The organism is Pseudomonas sp. C 49-2, from assembly GCF_003970195.1.
In the GTDB taxonomy this organism is placed as follows: domain Bacteria; phylum Pseudomonadota; class Gammaproteobacteria; order Pseudomonadales; family Pseudomonadaceae; genus Aquipseudomonas; species Aquipseudomonas canadensis.
Genome location: NZ_RXYG01000011.1, coordinates 53756 through 70590, shown reverse-complemented (window position 1 = coordinate 70590; position 16835 = coordinate 53756). Strand labels below are relative to the sequence as shown.

Sequence of the window (16835 nt, the reverse complement as noted above, 5' to 3'; positions counted from 1 at the left end):
TTCGCGAGCAAGCCCGCTCCCACTGTTTTACCGCGTTTATTCAGTTATTGACCGGAGTAGATCTGGTCAAACACCCCACCATCATTGAAGTGGGTCTTCTGCACCGTGCGCCAGTCACCAAAGGTCTTCTCTACCGACAGGAAGTCGACTTTCGGGAAGCGGTCGGTGTACTTGGCCAGCACCTTGGGATCACGTGGACGCAGGTAGTTGTTGGCCGCAATTTCCTGGCCTTCCGCCGACCACAGGTACTTCAGGTAGTCTTCGGCCGCCACGCGGGTGCCTTTCTTCTCGACCACTTTGTCGACCACCGATACCGGTGGCTCGGCTTCGGCGGAGACGCTTGGGTAGATCACTTCGAACTGATCGCGGCCGAATTCACGGGCGATCATTTCCGCTTCGTTTTCAAAGGTCACCAGCACGTCGCCGATCTGGTTGGTCATGAAGGTCGTGGTGGCGGCACGGCCGCCGGTGTCCAGCACCGGGGCCTGTTTGAACAGCTTGCCGACAAAGGCCTTGGCTTTGTTTTCGTCGCCGCCGTTCTTCAGCACATAGCCCCAGGCCGACAGGTAGGTGTAGCGGCCATTACCCGAGGTTTTCGGGTTGGGCACGATCACCTGCACGCCGTCTTTCAACAGATCCGGCCAGTCTTTCAGTGCTTTCGGGTTGCCTTTGCGCACGATGAATACGGTGGCGGAGGTGAACGGTGCGCTGTTGTTCGGCAGGCGGGTGACCCAGTTGTCCGGCACCAGTTTGCCGTTGTCGACCAACGCGTTGATGTCGGTGGCCATGTTCATGGTGATCACGTCAGCCGGCAGACCGTCGATCACCGAGCGCGCTTGTTTGCTGGAGCCGCCGAAGGACATCTGCAGGGTCAGTTTGTCGTTCGGGTGCTCGGCTTCCCAGTGCTTCTGGAACGCAGCGTTGTAGTCCTTGTAGAAATCGCGCATCACGTCGTAGGAGACGTTGAGCAGTGTGACGGGGGCGGCCTGGACGGCGCCCGCCAGGGCAAGGCCGGCGGCCAGGAGGGAGGCGCTAACGAGTTTTTTCACTGCTCATTCCTTGTTGTTCGAGAAGGTGGTCGATTGAGTAGGGGCAATTTGCCAGCGACTATAGCGGGCGCCGCATAGACGTTTAAAGATTAAAACGTACTTTGCTTATTCCACTTTACGGAAAAGGTTACTCCCGCAACGCGAGCAGAAGGCGGCATTCGGCTCATGGCTGTTTTTCTTGCACACTGGGCAGTCGGTTTGCAGCTGTTCGCCACGCATGGCACTCGCCAGTTCAGCGGTGAAAATCCCGGTGGGCACGGCAATGATCGAATAACCGGTGATCATCACCAGCGACGAGATCACCTGGCCCAGCGGCGTCTTTGGCACGATGTCGCCAAAGCCCACGGTGGTCAGGGTCACGATGGCCCAGTAGATGCCCTTGGGAATGCTGGTAAAGCCGTGCTCCGGGCCTTCGATCACGTACATCAAGGTGCCGAACACCGTCACCAGCGTGCACACGCTGACAAGGAACACCACGATCTTCTGCTTGCTGCCGCGCAGCGCCGCCATCAGGTAGTTGGCCTGCTTGAGGTACGGGCTGAGCTTAAGCACGCGGAATATCCGCAACATCCGAATGATGCGGATGATCAGCAGGTACTGCGCGTCGCTGTAATACAGCGCGAGGATGCCGGGCACGATGGCCAGCAAGTCCACCAGCCCATAAAAGCTGAAGGCGTAGCGCAACGGCTTGGGCGAACAATACAGCCGCAGCCCGTACTCGATCAGGAAGACGAGGGTGAAGCCCCATTCGATGTAGGCCAGCACGTCAGCGTAGTTCTGGTGGATCTGGTCGATGCTGTCGAGCATCACGATCACCAGGCTGGCCAGGATGATCAGCAACAGGATGCCGTCAAAGCGCCGTCCGGCCGTGGTGTCACTCTGGAAAATCATGACGTAGAGCCGTTGGCGCCAGTCGTTGTTGCTGTCCATAAATCCCGCCTGAAACTGATATCAAGCAAGCCTAGGGGGATTCGAAGGGGCTGTCCATGCGGGGTTTGCGCAACACCCGAGCGCCTGCACGCACCAGCCAGCAGGCGAGGATGAACGGCGCGGTCAACGCAGGCAGGTGCAGGGCGGCAAAGCCGGGTGTGAGCGTGATCGCCAGCAGGATGCCCAGCAGCGGCAGCCAGGGCTGGCGACGTACTTGGCTCAACGCCAGGGCCGCCAGCGCCGGGTTGTAGCTGTGCAGGCCGAGGAGGGCGCTGGCGGGTTCGTCCAGCCATAGCGCAATTAGCACGCCGACACTGGCGCCGATCAAGGCCCAGGTGGCGGCGCGGCGGTTGGCTAGCCACAGGCCGAGCGCAATCAGCGCGCCCGACACCGGCTGATCCAACAGCATGATTTGCGCGAGCCCGGTAAAAGGCGCGTTGAGGATAGCCAAGGAGTCGGGTTCGCTCAGGACAAACGTGCTCTCCGGCACCGTGCCCAGCAGCAACCAGCCCAGGCCGACAAAAGGCGCGGTATAGGCCGGCAGGTCATTGGGCTGGCTGGCGCGTTTCAACCATTGCCGCGTCAGGATCGCGCTCAAACCTGCGCACGCCAGGATCAGCGGCGGCAGCAAGGCCGACCAGGCGAAGTGCTGGCTGATCAACAAGCCCAGCAGCACGCCGTTGTAGCTATACAGCCCGGCCTGGCGCTCGGCCTTGGGATAGCCCCGGCGCTGGGCCGTGAGCAAGCCCGCGACGCCACCCAACAAGGCGCCGCCGAGCAAGGTCGGCGCGCCGATCAGGATCGCCAGCAGGCACAGCAGGCCGCACAGCGGCTGGCGTTGCAGGAAGATCTGGCTGAAGCCGTTGAGCAGCGCTTCGGCCCAGTCGGGGCAGGTGGGGTTGTGCATGGTGGTTAGTCAGTGAGACTGAGTTGTCCCCATCGCAGGCAGGCCAGCTCCCACATTTGACTGTGTTCGCAGATCAAAATTTGGGAGCCGGGCTTGCCCGCGATGGGGCCCGAACAGGCGCTAGATCAACGTCTCTATACGCAAAGAGTTGGTCGACCCCGGCTGCCCGAATGGCACCCCCGCCGTAATCACCAACGTATCCCCACGCTCCGCCATCCCCTGTGCCTGGGCGATCTCCAGCGCGGTGGAACACACCTCATCCACCTGGCGCAGCCGATCGTTGACCACCGAATGCACGCCCCACGCCACGCTCAACCGCCGCGCCGTGGACAGGTTGGGCGTGAGGTTGAGGATCGGCGCTACCGGCCGTTCCCGCGCCGCGCGCAGGCTGGAGCTGCCCGACTCGCTGTAGTTCACCAGCACCGCCACCGGCAGGATGCTGCTGATACGGCGGATCGCGCAGCTGATGGCGTCCGATACCGTGGCATCCGCCTTCGGCCGGCTGACATCCAGTTGCGCCTGGTAATCCGGACCGTTTTCCACCTGGCGGATGATCTTGCTCATCATCTGCACGGCTTCCAGCGGGTATTCGCCGGAGGCGGTTTCCGCCGACAGCATCACCGCGTCCGCGCCTTCGGCCACGGCATTGGCGACATCGGTGACTTCGGCACGGGTTGGCGCCGGCGAGAAGCGCATCGACTCCAGCATCTGCGTCGCCACCACCACCGGTTTACCCAGTTGGCGGCAGGTGCTGATGATGTCCTTCTGGATCTGCGGCACGCTCTCGGCGGGCACTTCCACGCCCAGGTCGCCTCTGGCCACCATGATCGCGTCGCTCAGTTCGGCGATTTCCTGCAGGCGCTGCACGGCCGAGGGTTTCTCGATCTTGGCCATGAGGAACGCCTTGTCGCCGATCAGCTCGCGGGCTTCGCGAATGTCTTCCGGGCGCTGCACGAACGACAGCGCCACCCAGTCCACACCCAGTTCCAGGCCGAAGCTCAGGTCGCGCCGATCCTTGGCGGTCAGTGGGCTCAGTTCCAGCAGTGCTTGTGGGACGTTCACGCCTTTGCGGTCCGACAATTCGCCGCCATTCAGCACGGTGGTGTCGATGGCGTCGGCATGTTTGGTGATCACCCGCAGGCGCAATTTGCCGTCGTCCAGCAGCAGGTCCATGCCGGGCTCCAGCGCCGCGATGATTTCCGGGTGAGGCAGGTTGACCCGCCGCTGGTCGCCCGGTGTTTCGTCCAGGTCCAGGCGCAACGCCTGGCCGCGCACCAGTTGCACCTTGCCCTCGGCAAAACGCCCGACGCGCAGTTTCGGCCCTTGCAGGTCCATGAGGATGCCCAGCGGATAATTCAGCTGGCGCTCGACCTGGCGAATCCATTGGTAGCGTTGGGCATGGTCGGCGTGGTCGCCGTGGCTGAAATTGAGCCGGAAGATATTCACCCCGGCTTCCACCAGCTCGCGGATGTCGTCGATACCGTCGGTGGCGGGGCCCAGGGTGGCGAGGATTTTGACCTTCTTGTCAGGCGTCATGTTTGGCAGTCTCAAGGATCAGGATGGCGCGGAAGTCGTTGACGTTGGTGCGCGTGGGCTCGGTGATGATCAAACCGTCGAGCGCGGCGAAATAGCCGTAGCCGTTGTTGTTATCCAGCTCATCGCTGGCCGACAGTCCGAGGGCTTCGGCGCGCGAATAGCTGCACGGCGTCATGATCGCGCCGGCGTTGTCTTCCGAGCCGTCGATACCGTCGGTGTCACCGGCCAGGGCGTACACGCCGGGCAGGCCCTTGAGGCTGTCGGTGAGGCTCAACAGGAATTCCGCATTGCGCCCGCCACGGCCATTGCCGCGCACGGTCACGGTGGTTTCGCCGCCGGAGAGGATCACGCACGGCGCTGCCAGCGGTTGGCCATGTTGCACGATCTGTCGGGCGATACCGGCGTGCACCTTGGCCACGTCCCGTGCTTCGCCTTCCAGGTCGCCGAGGATCAACGGGCTGAAGCCGGCCTGACGGACTTTTACCGCCACCGCTTCAAGGGATTGCTGGGGGCGGGCGATCAATTGGAAGTGGCTGCGGGCGAGCACCGGGTCGCCGGGCTTGACGGTTTCCGAGGCCGGGTTCTGCAACCAGCTGCGCACCGAGGCGGGGGCGTCGATGTGGTAGCGCTTGAGAATCGCCAGGGCTTGTTGCGAGGTGCTCGGGTCGCCGACCGTGGGGCCGGACGCGATCACCGTGGCTTGGTCGCCGGGCACATCGGAAATCGCGTAGGTATAGACCGTCGCGGGCCATGCCGCTTTCGCCAGTCGGCCTCCCTTGATGGCCGAGAGGTGCTTGCGCACGCAATTCATCTCGCCGATGGTCGCGCCGGATTTGAGCAGGGCTTTGTTGATGGCCTGTTTGTCGGCCAGGGTGATGCCTTCGGCGGGCAGCGCCAGCAGCGCAGAGCCACCCCCGGACAACAGGAAGATTACGCGGTCGTCTTCCGTCAGGTTGCTGATCAGCGCGAGTACGCGCTGGGCCACGGCCAGGCCGGCAGCATCGGGCACTGGGTGAGCGGCTTCGACCACTTCGATTGTCTTGCACGGCGCGCCGTGGCCATAGCGGGTGACGACCAGGCCGGTAACTTCGCCCTGCCAGCAGTTCTCCACGACCAGCGCCATGGCGGCGGCGGCTTTGCCGGCGCCGATCACGATCACACGGCCGCTGCGGTCGGTGGGCAGGTAGGGTTCAAGGACTTGCCGGGGGTGGGCGGCGTCGATGGCTGTGGCAAACAGCTCGCGAAGCAGATGTTGCGGATCGACCGACATAGGCGGGCTCCCGGGGGATTCTTGTTATTAGGTATGAGGCTTGGAATAGGGACCAAAATGTGGGAGCTGGCTTGCCTGCGATAGCGGTGTATCAGGCAATGAATGTCTAGTTGCAAGATTGCTATCGCAGGCAAGCCAGCTCCCACACTGGATTGCATTTCAAGTAAGCACTTACTTCTCGCGAATCGAGAAATTCGCCATGTGTTCCAGGCCCTTGATCAGCGCCGAGTGGTCCCAATTGCCGCCGCCAATCGCCGTGCAGGTGCTGAACACCTGCTGCGTACCGGCGGTGTTCGGCAGGTTGATCCCCAGTTCCTTGGCACCGGCCAACGCCAGGTTGAGGTCCTTCTGGTGCAGGTTGATGCGAAAGCCCGGGTCAAAAGTGCCCTTGATCATGCGCTCGCCATGCACTTCGAGGATTTTCGACGAGGCAAATCCGCCCATCAGCGCTTCACGCACCTTGGCCGGGTCGGCGCCGTTCTTGGAGGCGAACAGCAGTGCTTCCGCCACCGCCTGGATGTTCAGCGCGACGATGATCTGGTTGGCGACCTTGGCGGTCTGGCCATCGCCATTGCCGCCCACCAGCGTGATGTTCTTGCCCATGGCCTGGAACAGCGGCAGCGCGCGTTCGAAGGTCTGCGGCTCGCCACCGATCATGATGCTCAGGGTGCCGGCCTTGGCGCCGACTTCACCACCGGACACAGGTGCATCCAGGTACTGCGCGCCGGTCTCGTTGATCTTGGCGGCGAACGCCTTGGTGGCGGTGGGAGAGATCGAACTCATGTCGATCACCACCTTGTTCGGCGACAGGCCGGCGGCGACGCCGTCTTTGCGGAACAGTACGTCGTCGACCTGCGGGGTGTCCGGGACCATCACAATGATGAACTCGGCTTCCTGCGCAACTTGCTGCGGGTTGGCCAGGGCCACGGCGCCTGCGTCGATCAGCGCTTGCGGCGCCTTGCCATGGTGCTCGGAGAGGAACAGTTGGTGACCTGCTTTCTGCAGGTTCGCGGCCATGGGTTGGCCCATGATGCCGGTGCCGATGAATCCGATTTTAGCCATGAAGAAATCCTCTGTTTAGATGGCGTTGTGGGTCTTCAACCAACCCAAACCCGCCTCGGTGGTGGTCAACGGCTTGTATTCACAGCCGACCCAACCCGTGTAGCCGATACGGTCCAAATGTTCGAACAGGAAGCGGTAGTTGATCTCACCGGTACCCGGCTCGTTGCGCCCTGGGTTGTCCGCCAGCTGGATGTGGTTGATCTCACCCAGGTGCGCGGCCATGGTGCGGGCCAGGTCGCCTTCCATGATTTGCATGTGATAGATGTCGTACTGCAGGAACAGGTTGGCGCTGCCCACCTGTTCGCGAATCGACAGGGCTTGCGCCGTGTTGTTCAGGTAGAAGCCTGGGATGTCGCGGGTGTTGATCGCTTCCATCACCAGCTTGATGCCCACCGCTTGCAGTTTTTCAGCGGCGTACTTGAGGTTGGCGACGAAGGTTTTTTCCAGGGTTTCGTCGTCAACGCCTTGTGGCCGGATGCCCGCCAGGCAGTTGATCTGGGTATTGCCCAGCACTTGGGCGTAGGCGATGGCCAGCTTGACCCCGGCACGGAATTCTTCAACCCGGTCCGGGTGGCAGGCCAGGCCGCGTTCGCCCTTGGCCCAGTCACCGGCCGGCAGGTTGAACAGCACCTGGGTCAGGCCGTGGGCGTCGAGTTGCGCCTTGATTTCGGCAGAGCTGAATTCATAGGGGAACAGGTACTCGACACCTTCGAAGCCCGCATCGGCGGCCGCTTTGAAACGGGCAAGAAAGTCCTGTTCGGTAAACAGCATGGACAGGTTGGCGGCGAAACGCGGCATAAGGTTCTCCTTAATCGAGCAGGGAAATGGCAGTCGGCGCATCGTTGCCGACCAAGGCCAGATCTTCGAATTCGTTGACGGCGTTGATCTCGGTGCCCATGGAAATATTGGTCACGCGTTCCAGAATAATCTCAACGATCACCGGAACCTTGAATTCTTCGATCATTTCCTCGGCGCGGCGCAGGGCCGGCGCGATCTGGCTCGGCTCGAACACACGCAAGGCCTTGCAACCCAGGCCTTCGGCAACGGCCACGTGGTCCACGCCATAGCCATTGAGTTCCGGGGCGTTGAGGTTGTCGAAGGACAGCTGCACGCAGTAGTCCATTTCAAACCCGCGCTGAGCCTGGCGGATCAGGCCGAGGTAGGAGTTGTTCACCACCACGTGGATGTACGGCAGCTTGAACTGTGCGCCCACGGCCAGTTCTTCGATCATGAACTGGAAGTCGTAGTCGCCGGACAGCGCCACCACTTTGCGGCTCGGGTCAGCCTTGACCACGCCGAGGGCGGCGGGGATGGTCCAACCTAACGGGCCGGCCTGCCCGCAATTGATCCAGTGGCGTGGCTTATACACGTGCAGGAACTGCGCGCCAGCAATCTGCGACAGGCCGATGGTGCTGACGTAGCAGGTGTCTTTGCCGAACACCTGGTTCATTTCTTCATACACGCGCTGTGGCTTGACCGGCACGTTGTCGAAATGGGTCTTGCGGTGCAGGGTGGCTTTGCGTTGCTGGCAGTCATTGAGCCAGGCGCTGCGGTCCTTGAGCTTGCCGGCGGCTTTCCACTCGCGGGCCACTTCAATGAACATCGTCAGCGCGGAACCGGCGTCGGACACGATACCCAGGTCCGGGGTGAAGACGCGGCCAATCTGGGTCGGCTCGATGTCGACGTGGATGAACTTGCGGCCCTCGGTATACACCTCGACCGAACCGGTGTGGCGGTTGGCCCAACGGTTACCGATGCCCAGCACCACGTCCGACTTGAGCATGGTCGCGTTGCCATAACGGTGGGACGTCTGCAGACCGACCATGCCGACCATCTGTGGGTGATCGTCCGGAATGGTGCCCCAGCCCATCAGGGTCGGAATCACCGGGATGCCGGTCAGTTCAGCGAATTCAACCAGCAACTCGCTGGCGTCGGCATTGATCACGCCGCCACCGCTCACCAACAGTGGGCGCTCGGCCTGGTCCAGCAGCGCCAGGGCTTTTTCCACCTGCACGCGGGTTGCCAGTGGCTTGGCCAGGGGCAGGGGTTGGTAGGCGTCGATGTCGAATTCGATCTCGGCCATCTGCACGTCGAACGGCAGGTCGATCAACACCGGGCCTGGGCGGCCGGAGCGCATTTCATAGAAGGCTTTCTGGAAGGCGTACGGTACTTGGCCGGGTTCGAGGACGGTGGTCGCCCACTTGGTCACCGGCTTGACGATGCTGGTGATGTCCACGGCCTGGAAGTCTTCCTTGTGCATCCGGGCGCGGGGCGCTTGACCGGTGATGCACAGGATCGGGATCGAGTCGGCCGAGGCGCTGTACAGGCCGGTGACCATGTCAGTGCCTGCCGGGCCCGAGGTGCCGATGCACACGCCGATATTGCCGGCCTTGGTGCGAGTGTAACCCTCGGCCATGTGGGAGGCGCCTTCAACGTGGCGAGCAAGGACGTGATCGATGCCACCCACTTTCTGCAAGGCCGAATACAGCGGGTTGATCGCGGCGCCTGGGATACCGAAGGCGGTGTCCACACCTTCGCGACGCATCACCAGGACGGCGGCTTCGATTGCTCTCATTTTGCTCATGATATTGGTGCCTCTTGCGTTTTGTAATTGTATACAAGTGGTGTCTGGATAAAGTGTATTCACGGCGAGCGGCGTAGGTCAATGCATTTTATAAACTGGCCTATGCGTTCGTCGGAACAGCTTTTTTCGACGTATGGAGCCTTTGTGTGAAAATATTGTATACAAAATTAAAAGTCATTGTGTTCTATTTGTTTGATCGAGCATCTGATCATTCAGACCTCCATCGCTTTCCCAATAACAAAAGAAGGACGGCACCATGAGCGCTTTAACCTTGAAACTCGCCACCCAACTGGCCAGCCAGGCCCTCAGTGCAGGGCGCACCATCTCCGCTGCACCGCTGACCATCGCCGTGCTCGACAGCGGCGGCCACTTGGTCACCCTGCAACGCGAAGACGGTGCCAGCCTGCTGCGCCCGCAAATCGCCATCGGCAAGGCCTGGGGCGCGATAGCCCTGGGCAAGGGTTCACGCCTGCTGGCGTTGGACGCGCAGCAGCGACCGGCGTTTATCGCGGCGTTGAACAGTTTGGGGCAGGGCAGCGTGGTGCCTGCGCCGGGTGGGGTATTGATTCGAAATCAGGAAGGCGCGGTGCTGGGGGCGATCGGGATCAGCGGGGATACGTCGGACATTGATGAGCAGTGTGCGATCACGGCGATTGAAGGGGTGGGGTTGATGGCGGATGCGGGGGTGTCTGCCTAGTTTTTTGCTGATTTTTCTGGCCCCTTCGCGAGCAAGCCCGCTCCCACACTTGATCGAGTTCCAGCATGAGAATGCGGTCCAATGTGGGAGCGGGCTTGCTCGCGAAGGGGGCAACTCGGTCTCGCCCCTACAACCAAACTGCATCCCACAGCGGATAGTCGCCAATCCGCTTCACCAGCCCCGCCCGCAGGGGATTGGCCACCACATACCGGGCCATTTTCACCAGATCATCTTCCTTGCGCAGCGCGCGGTCATGAAAGCTGGTTTGCCAAAGCCTGCCTTTGCGGCCAGAAGCACCGTTTACGCTTCGGGTGCTTTTGGATTTTACCTGGCACATCAAGTCGCCCAATGATCCTTTTTGTAACTCGACCAACCAGTGAAAGTGATCTGGCATTACCACCCAGGCCAGCGAGTTTGCCAGTCCTTGGTAGTGAGCGAGTCTGAATTGCCAAACCACCAGCCGACCCAGGTAAAAGTCACTGAATATCGGCGCACGTTAGTGAGTATTGGTGGTGATCAGATAGATGCGATTGGGTTCGCTGAACCGCCCTATACGCAGGCGGTGTGAGTTGGCTAGATCAGGCATTCCTTGGCCTCTCTTCAGATGGTGTCCTGAGAGGCTAGATCTCGATGGCTGATGCTGATTGGCAGGCTTTTGGCAGGATGTGTCTGGGAGGGCGCTTTCGCGAGCAAGCCCGCTCCCACGGGGGATCTTCAGTGTTTTGACAATTCATGTCTGGCGCAAACTCCACAGGCACCATATGTCCTCAGTCCGGCTCACACCCCTTCAACACCAACCGAATAATCGTCTGCGCCGCCGCTTCATAATCCGCTTCATCCAGCTTGGCCTTCCCGGTCACCGCCGAGATCTGCCAGTCGAAATCCGCATAGGTCTGCGTGGCTGCCCAGATACTGAACATCAAGTGATTGGGATCAATCGCCGCAATCAGGCCGCGATCTACCCAGTCCTGGATGCAGGCGATGTTGTGCTTGGCCTGGGCGTTGAGCTGTTCGACCTGGTCGGCGCTGAGGTGCGGGGCGCCGTGCATGATTTCGCTGGCGAAGACCTTGGAGGCAAATGGCAGGTCGCGGGAGATACGGATTTTCGAGCGGATGTAGTTGCTCAGTACTTCCTTGGGCGCGCCGTCCGGGTTGAACGGTGTGGAGGCGGCCAGGATCGGCTCGATGATGCTTTCGAGCACCTCGCGGTAGAGGTTGTCCTTGGACTTGAAGTAGTAGTAGACGTTGGGCTTGGGCAGCCCGGCCTTGGCGGCGATGTCGCTGGTTTTGGTCGCGGCGAAGCCTTTGTCGGCGAACTCCTCGCTCGCCGCCCGCAGGATCTTTTCTTTATTGCGCTCGCGAATGGTGCTCATAAACCCAGTGATTCCTTGCCATGACAGGCGGTTGCGCATGGTAGCACCGGCCATCTGCGGGCCTCAACAATGTGCCCGTAAAGCGTTGCGCCGCGCTATGCTCGTCGCATCCCTCTCTTATGGAAGCCCGATTCATGGCAGGAAGCAGCTTGTTGGTGTTGATCGACGATATCGCCGCGGTACTCGATGACGTAGCCCTGATGACAAAAATGGCGGCGAAGAAGACCGCCGGCGTGCTCGGCGATGACCTGGCGCTCAATGCCCAGCAGGTCTCCGGGGTGCGCGCCGAGCGGGAAATTCCCGTGGTGTGGGCGGTGGCGAAAGGTTCGTTCGTCAACAAGTTGATCCTGGTGCCGGCCGCCTTGCTGATCAGTGCATTCGCACCGTGGGCGGTGACGCCGCTGCTGATGCTCGGCGGTGCCTACCTGTGCTTCGAAGGTTTCGAGAAGCTGGCGCATAAATTCCTCCACAGCAAGGCCGACGATCACGCTGAACATGCGCAGTTGGTCGAGGCCGTCTCGGACCCGGCAACCGACTTGGTGGCCTTCGAAAAGGACAAGATCAAAGGTGCCATCCGTACCGACTTCATCCTCTCCGCCGAAATCATCGCCATCACCCTCGGTACCGTGGCCGATGCGCCCTTGATGCAGCAGGTGATTGTGCTGTCCGGCATTGCCATCGTCATGACCGTGGGTGTCTACGGGCTGGTGGCCGGTATCGTCAAGCTGGATGACCTAGGCCTGTGGCTCACCCAGAAGCCTGGCCAGGCGGCGCGCAGCATCGGCGGCGCCATCCTGCGTGCGGCGCCGTACATGATGAAGAGCCTGTCGGTGATTGGTACGGCGGCGATGTTCCTGGTGGGCGGCGGGATTCTCACCCACGGCGTGCCGGTGGTGCATCACTGGATCGAGACGGTCAGCCAGGGCGCAGGCGGGGTGGCGTGGTTGGTGCCGACGCTGCTGAATGGCGTGGCGGGGATCATTGCCGGGGCGGTGGTGTTGGCGGTGGTCAGCGGGGTGGGCAAGCTCTGGAAAACGGCTAAGGCTTGATCGCGCGACAATAAAAAAGGCCATTCAATCGAATGGCCTTTTTTGTGGGCGTTTACTCGGCAATCTGCAGCTTTCGCGATTCCGTATAGATGTAGCGCACCTTCTCATACTCGAACGGCGAGTTCATCTGGCCATACCGGAAGCTGGTCTGATAACGCTTGTCCACCGCGCGCAATGCCCAGATTTCCGGGTGGTTGGAGCTGACTTCGGACACGTTGAGGAAGTTGATCTGGGTTTCGGCACCGTAGTCGACGATCAGGCCGGTGGTGTCGCGCAGGTTCGATGGGCCGAAGATCGGCAGCACCACATACGCGCCGCCGGGTACGCCGTAGAAGCCCAGGGTCTGGCCAAAGTCTTCGCTCTGGCGCGGCAGGCCCATGGCGGTCGCCGGGTCCCACAGGCCGGCGATGCCGATAGTGGTGTTGACCAACAGGCGGCCGGTGGTTTCCAGGGAGCGATGCCCCTTGAGTTGCAGCAGGCTGTTCAACAGGTTGGGCACGTCGCCCAGGTTGTTGAAGAAGTTGCTCACGCCGGTGCGCAGGAAACTCGGGGTGACGTAGCGGTAGCCGTCGACCACCGGCAGGAACACCCATTGGTCGAAGCGGTAGTTGAAGTGGTACACGCGACGGTTCCACGATTCCAGCGGGTCATACACGTTGAGTGCGGTGAGCGATGAGCGCTCGAACTCACGCTGGTCCAGCCCTGGGTTGAACTTGAGCTTGGTCAGCGGCTCCTTGAAACCGTCGGCGCCGACATTGACCGGCTCGTGGGCCTTGCTGTTGTCGGCATTGGCCACGCCTGCGCACATCAGGGCGGCAAGCAGCAGAAGATATTTAGCCACGGAAGAACTCCAGCATAGCGTCGGCGTTGACGCGGTAATTGAGGTTGCCGCAATGGCCGCCCAGCGGGTAGACGGTCAAGCGATCGCCGAAGGTTTTACGCAGGAAACCGAGGTCGCCCGGGCCGAGGATCACGTCGTCGGCGTTATGCATCACGGCGATTTTCGGGCTGGTGTGCAGGTAGTCCTTGAGGGCGTACAGGCTGACCTGGTCGATCAGTTGCAGCAGGCTGCCGCCGTCGGAGCGGGCGCGCCACATTGGGATCACTTGTTCGGTGAGGTAGCAGTCGAAGTCGCACTGCAGTGCACGCTTGAGGAACGGCGTGAGGCTGGTGCCTTCGGTGATCGGGTATTTCGGAGGGATGATCAGGCCACGGCGGTTGATCAAGTCCGAGGTAAAGGCGATGTCGGCCGCCGAGAAGCGGAACGAGGTGCCGATCAGCATGGCCATCTGTTCGTTGGTCAGGTGCTGCTTGGATTGCTGGAAGTCGTAGAGCAGGGCGTCGTTCAGGTCGATATAGCCCTTTTGCTGGAAGTAGCGGGTCAGCTTGTTCAGCACCAGCTCATAGAAGGTGGTGGTGTTGTTGATGCCTTTCACCTCGGTCTGCACCAGCTTGTCGAGGTTGGTGATCGAGGTGTAGAGGTTGACCGGCGGGTTAAGCAACAAGACTTTCTTGAAGTTGAAGCTGCGGCGCGTCTCGTCGAGCTTGCTGACGAACGCTGCATCTAGGGCACCGAGGCTGTAGCCGGTGAGGTAGAAGTCAGTCACTGGCAACGAAGCGTTTTGCGCGCGCACGGCTTGCATCACGCGGTACATGTCTTCGGCGTCTTCCTGGGTGATTCCCGGGGTGGCAAAACGCGAGGCGGCGCTGATGAAGTCGAAGCTGGTGGGCGACGACAGTTGCACCACGTGGTAGCCGGCCTGGTAATACAGCTTTTTCAGGTATTCGTTGATGCTGCTGTCGAAGCGCGCACCGGTGCCCGCGATCAGAAAGATCAGCGGCGCGGCGCGGTCCTGCTTGGCGATGCGGTAGGTGAGTTTCTTCACCGCCCAGAAGTTGTCCGGCAGGCTGAATTCGCGCTCGGGGCGCATGTTCAGGGTGTAATCGGACTGATTGATCTCGTCGTCGCTCGGCAATTTCGGCCGAAGGTCAGGCGGCGTGGTGGCGATGGTGGCTTCAAACGGGTTGGTCAAAGGGTAGCCATAGCTGGCTTGGTCAATGTCGACGGCCAGTGCTGACGCACTCAGAAAAAGGCTGCCCAGCAAGGCAGCACAGCGCAAGGAACGGAGCATGACTTAATCCCTAGGAGGAAACGTGCTTAATGAAGTTCGCAGGCTATGACCGCCGTCCAGTCGCCGAAGTGCCATCACGCGGCACGAAATGCCGGAAAAAAACGTCGGAATCGGGGTAATAGTAGCCAGACGATACACTTTGCCACGCTTTGGTGAACACTAATTGTGTGTATGCGCCTTGCTAACGGCTGCCGGGGCATTAAGCTGAGCGCCGTTTTTGCCTATCGGAGTACCCCATGTCCCGTCGTTTGCCGCTGATTTTGCTGCTTATTGCACTGCCGCTGTGGCTGGCCGCCAGTTACGGTGCGCGCTATGGCTTTATGGAAGATGGCCAGTGGGTGGGCCTCTGCGCGGACGAGGCGAGCCGCTGGGAATGCCAGCTGCGTTCGAACCTAGGGTTGATGATCCACTTCAAGGTGTTGGGCTGGACGGCGTTGATCACGTCGGTGCTGGCGTTTTTCGTGCCGGGTCGTGCGGGGTGGGGCTTGGCGGTGCTGGGGATGGTGTTCGGGCTGCCGGCACTGGCGTTGTACAACACCACGTTTGCGGTGTTTGCCGTGGTGATTGCGGGGTTGCGCTTGGTCAGGAAGCCCCGCGTTGCTTGATGGGGCCCGATAGCGATGTTAAATCTTGCGTACCCGCAAGCAGCGCCACAAGGCTGCCGTCATGAGCAGGCTCACTACCGCCCAGCCCCAAGCCTGCTGGTTCAACAACCCTTCACGGTACAACTGCGGCGCAATGCCCGCACCGATGATAAAGGCCAGCAGCGCGATCTCCCGACGCGGTCCCGTCACCGGACGTATCACGTACACCAGGGCCGGCAACACCAGCGCCGCGCTCGGGAAGCTGCGGTAGCGCGGGTCGAACACCAATGCCAGCATCATTACCGCTCCGGCAAACCCGGCAATCGCCACCAGCCAGCCTGCGCGTTGCTCCAGCCAGTTGAACGCCCGCTCACGCCAACCTTCCTGTGCACTCAAGGCCAAGGCCGCATGGGCCAGCACCAGCAGGTTCAACACCAGCAGCAACCCAGCCCACACCCATTCATCATTGAAGCGCGCCGTCACGCGGGTCAGCTCGGCCCAGGTGCCAATGGAACAGGCCGCCACCGCACCCAGCAGTGGCAGGGCAATCGCCGCGCGGGTAGTGCGTACACGTCCGCCCAACACCAAGGTGCCCAATAGGATGATGCCTCCTACGCCCAGCCATAGCGGCCAGTACGGCACGTTGGTTACCGGCCCGGCGAGGATGCCCTTGTCCTGGCGATCAGCATCGAACAGGCCCCAGTAACCACCTACGGCGCCTTCACTGGCCCGCTTCCACGGCTGGTCAAAGGCTTCGATCAGGTTGTAACGCCAGCCATTGGCCTCGGCCATGGCCACGAAGCCGCGCATGAACTTGGCCTCGTTGACCCGGCTCGGCACGGCGGTTTCGCGCTGGCGGCCTTCGCTTGGCCAGCCGGTTTCACCGATCAGGATGTCCTTGGGGGCGAACTTGTCGCCGAAGGTCTGGCGCACATCGCCCACGTGTTTGAGAGCCTGGTCGATGCCCGACGGATCATCTTCCCAGTACGGCAACAAGTGGATGGTAAGGAAATCCACCGCCGGGGCGATTTCGGGGTGTTGCAGCCAAAACTCCCACACGTCCGCGTAGGTTACTGGCTGTTTGATCTGGCTTTTGACCGTCTGGATCAGCTTCACCAACTGCGTGGCGGTGACTTCCTTGCGCAGCAGCGCTTCGTTGCCGACGATCACCGAGGTCACCACCTCCGGATGAGCATTCGCCGACGCGATCAGTTCGTTGATTTCCTTTTCGGTCGCGACCGGATCACTGCTCACCCAGGCCCCGGCCATCACCTTCAGCCCGTGCTTGCGCGCCATGTCCGGCAAGGCTTCCAGGCCGGTCATAGAGTAAGTGCGAATGCACTCGAAGCGCGTGGCCAGCAGGGCGAGATCAGCGTCCATGCGCTCCGGACGCAGCGTGAATGGCTGGTCGAACGGCGATTGGTCTTTATCGAATGGGGTGTAGGACGCGCACTGCATCTTGTGCGTGGCGCTGGCGACGTCGGGCAGCACCACGGGCCGGCCGAGGCCATACCAGTAAGCGAACAGGGCCAGCAGGCCGAGGATCAAGGCGAAGCAATAGGGCAGGGCAGGGAAGCGGGCAGTCGCGGGCATGGTCGGCTTATCTGGAAGAGCAAAGGCGCGCATCTTACCCGGATTTGGCCCGACCCAGTGTGGCTGCAT

15 protein-coding genes and 1 pseudogene are annotated in these 16835 nt (G+C 61.4%); 3 read left to right on the top strand and 13 right to left on the bottom strand.

The genetic code is table 11. The features are described 5' to 3' along the window. Positions 1 to 44 precede the first annotated feature (44 nt). From EJ576_RS21440 to gcl, 8 genes are all read right to left on the bottom strand, one after another. Positions 45 to 1049, bottom strand: coding sequence for a sulfate ABC transporter substrate-binding protein (locus EJ576_RS21440; protein WP_016979582.1), 1005 nt, complete (start codon positions 1047 to 1049; stop codon positions 45 to 47). A 105-nt stretch (positions 1050 to 1154) separates the two neighbouring features. Then, the gene (locus EJ576_RS21435; RefSeq protein ID WP_061435897.1) at positions 1155 to 1979 is read right to left on the bottom strand and encodes an ion transporter; all 825 of its coding nucleotides are present in this window, start codon (positions 1977 to 1979) and stop codon (positions 1155 to 1157) included. Positions 1980 to 2010: 31 nt separating this feature from the next. After that, the gene (locus EJ576_RS21430; RefSeq protein ID WP_126571021.1) at positions 2011 to 2886 is read right to left on the bottom strand and encodes an urea transporter; all 876 of its coding nucleotides are present in this window, start codon (positions 2884 to 2886) and stop codon (positions 2011 to 2013) included. Positions 2887 to 3006: 120 nt separating this feature from the next. Beyond that, complete coding sequence (pyk, locus tag EJ576_RS21425) at positions 3007 to 4422, bottom strand: pyruvate kinase (RefSeq protein ID WP_016979579.1); 1416 nt, start codon at positions 4420 to 4422, stop codon at positions 3007 to 3009. After that, positions 4412 to 5692 carry a glycerate kinase gene (locus EJ576_RS21420; RefSeq protein WP_122725238.1) on the bottom strand — a complete coding sequence of 427 codons (1281 nt, stop codon included), beginning with the start codon at positions 5690 to 5692 and terminating at the stop codon, positions 4412 to 4414. Before EJ576_RS21420 ends, pyk begins: the two co-directional genes overlap by 11 nt. 171 nt (positions 5693 to 5863) lie before the next feature. Then, on the bottom strand, positions 5864 to 6754 hold the full coding sequence (locus tag EJ576_RS21415; protein WP_033897622.1) for a 2-hydroxy-3-oxopropionate reductase: 891 nt from the start codon (positions 6752 to 6754) through the stop codon (positions 5864 to 5866). A gap of 15 nt (positions 6755 to 6769) precedes the next feature. Then, positions 6770 to 7552, bottom strand: coding sequence for a hydroxypyruvate isomerase (hyi, locus tag EJ576_RS21410; RefSeq protein ID WP_028615701.1), 783 nt, complete (start codon positions 7550 to 7552; stop codon positions 6770 to 6772). Positions 7553 to 7562: 10 nt separating this feature from the next. Further along, positions 7563 to 9338: a glyoxylate carboligase gene (gene gcl / locus EJ576_RS21405; RefSeq protein WP_016979576.1), complete on the bottom strand. Its 1776-nt coding sequence runs from the start codon at positions 9336 to 9338 to the stop codon at positions 7563 to 7565. A 256-nt stretch (positions 9339 to 9594) separates the two neighbouring features. On the opposite strand from gcl, the gene EJ576_RS21400 reads away from it, so the two are divergent. Beyond that, positions 9595 to 10035, top strand: coding sequence for a heme-binding protein (locus EJ576_RS21400; protein WP_123477002.1), 441 nt, complete (start codon positions 9595 to 9597; stop codon positions 10033 to 10035). 127 nt (positions 10036 to 10162) lie between these two features. Here the strand turns inward: EJ576_RS21400 and EJ576_RS21395 are convergent. Continuing rightward, positions 10163 to 10621: pseudogene (locus EJ576_RS21395) on the bottom strand (transposase). 181 nt (positions 10622 to 10802) lie between these two features. Continuing rightward, positions 10803 to 11408, bottom strand: coding sequence for a TetR/AcrR family transcriptional regulator (locus tag EJ576_RS21390; RefSeq protein WP_078047620.1), 606 nt, complete (start codon positions 11406 to 11408; stop codon positions 10803 to 10805). 134 nt (positions 11409 to 11542) lie between these two features. Between EJ576_RS21390 and EJ576_RS21385 the strand changes: the two genes are divergently transcribed. Further along, entirely contained in the window at positions 11543 to 12457 is a 915-nt protein-coding gene (locus EJ576_RS21385) for a DUF808 domain-containing protein (protein ID WP_126571020.1), read from the top strand. A 52-nt stretch (positions 12458 to 12509) separates the two neighbouring features. On the opposite strand, the gene EJ576_RS21380 is transcribed toward EJ576_RS21385, so the two are convergent. Together EJ576_RS21380 and EJ576_RS21375 are read right to left on the bottom strand one after the other, a co-directional pair. After that, positions 12510 to 13298: a VacJ family lipoprotein gene (locus EJ576_RS21380; RefSeq protein WP_028615707.1), complete on the bottom strand. Its 789-nt coding sequence runs from the start codon at positions 13296 to 13298 to the stop codon at positions 12510 to 12512. Further along, positions 13291 to 14589 carry a serine/threonine protein kinase gene (locus EJ576_RS21375; protein ID WP_122725251.1) on the bottom strand — a complete coding sequence of 433 codons (1299 nt, stop codon included), beginning with the start codon at positions 14587 to 14589 and terminating at the stop codon, positions 13291 to 13293. The genes EJ576_RS21380 and EJ576_RS21375 overlap by 8 nt, the downstream gene beginning before the upstream one ends. Positions 14590 to 14825: 236 nt before the next feature. Here EJ576_RS21375 and EJ576_RS21370 point away from each other — a divergent pair, with 236 nt between their 5' ends. After that, complete coding sequence (locus EJ576_RS21370; protein WP_126571019.1) at positions 14826 to 15194, top strand: hypothetical protein; 369 nt, start codon at positions 14826 to 14828, stop codon at positions 15192 to 15194. Positions 15195 to 15212: 18 nt separating this feature from the next. Here EJ576_RS21370 and EJ576_RS21365 read toward each other — a convergent pair whose 3' ends face one another. Further along, positions 15213 to 16766 (bottom strand): glycosyl hydrolase family 17 protein, encoded by a 1554-nt coding sequence (locus tag EJ576_RS21365; RefSeq protein WP_126571018.1) that lies wholly within the window; start codon positions 16764 to 16766, stop codon positions 15213 to 15215. Between the last annotated feature and the right edge of the window lie 69 nt (positions 16767 to 16835).

What these genes read in the sequence shown, in the direction of transcription:
- EJ576_RS21435 (WP_061435897.1), bottom strand. Translation starts at nt 1,979, where the DNA reads ATGGACAGCAACAACGACTGGCGCCAACGGCTCTACGTCATGATTTTC.
- EJ576_RS21430 (WP_126571021.1), bottom strand. Translation starts at nt 2,886, where the DNA reads ATGCACAACCCCACCTGCCCCGACTGGGCCGAAGCGCTGCTCAACGGC.
- pyk (WP_016979579.1), bottom strand. Translation starts at nt 4,422, where the DNA reads ATGACGCCTGACAAGAAGGTCAAAATCCTCGCCACCCTGGGCCCCGCC.
- EJ576_RS21420 (WP_122725238.1), bottom strand. Translation starts at nt 5,692, where the DNA reads ATGTCGGTCGATCCGCAACATCTGCTTCGCGAGCTGTTTGCCACAGCC.
- EJ576_RS21415 (WP_033897622.1), bottom strand. Translation starts at nt 6,754, where the DNA reads ATGGCTAAAATCGGATTCATCGGCACCGGCATCATGGGCCAACCCATG.
- hyi (WP_028615701.1), bottom strand. Translation starts at nt 7,552, where the DNA reads ATGCCGCGTTTCGCCGCCAACCTGTCCATGCTGTTTACCGAACAGGAC.
- gcl (WP_016979576.1), bottom strand. Translation starts at nt 9,338, where the DNA reads ATGAGCAAAATGAGAGCAATCGAAGCCGCCGTCCTGGTGATGCGTCGC.
- EJ576_RS21400 (WP_123477002.1), top strand. Translation starts at nt 9,595, where the DNA reads ATGAGCGCTTTAACCTTGAAACTCGCCACCCAACTGGCCAGCCAGGCC.
- EJ576_RS21390 (WP_078047620.1), bottom strand. Translation starts at nt 11,408, where the DNA reads ATGAGCACCATTCGCGAGCGCAATAAAGAAAAGATCCTGCGGGCGGCG.
- EJ576_RS21385 (WP_126571020.1), top strand. Translation starts at nt 11,543, where the DNA reads ATGGCAGGAAGCAGCTTGTTGGTGTTGATCGACGATATCGCCGCGGTA.
- EJ576_RS21375 (WP_122725251.1), bottom strand. Translation starts at nt 14,589, where the DNA reads ATGCTCCGTTCCTTGCGCTGTGCTGCCTTGCTGGGCAGCCTTTTTCTG.
- EJ576_RS21370 (WP_126571019.1), top strand. Translation starts at nt 14,826, where the DNA reads ATGTCCCGTCGTTTGCCGCTGATTTTGCTGCTTATTGCACTGCCGCTG.
- EJ576_RS21365 (WP_126571018.1), bottom strand. Translation starts at nt 16,766, where the DNA reads ATGCCCGCGACTGCCCGCTTCCCTGCCCTGCCCTATTGCTTCGCCTTG.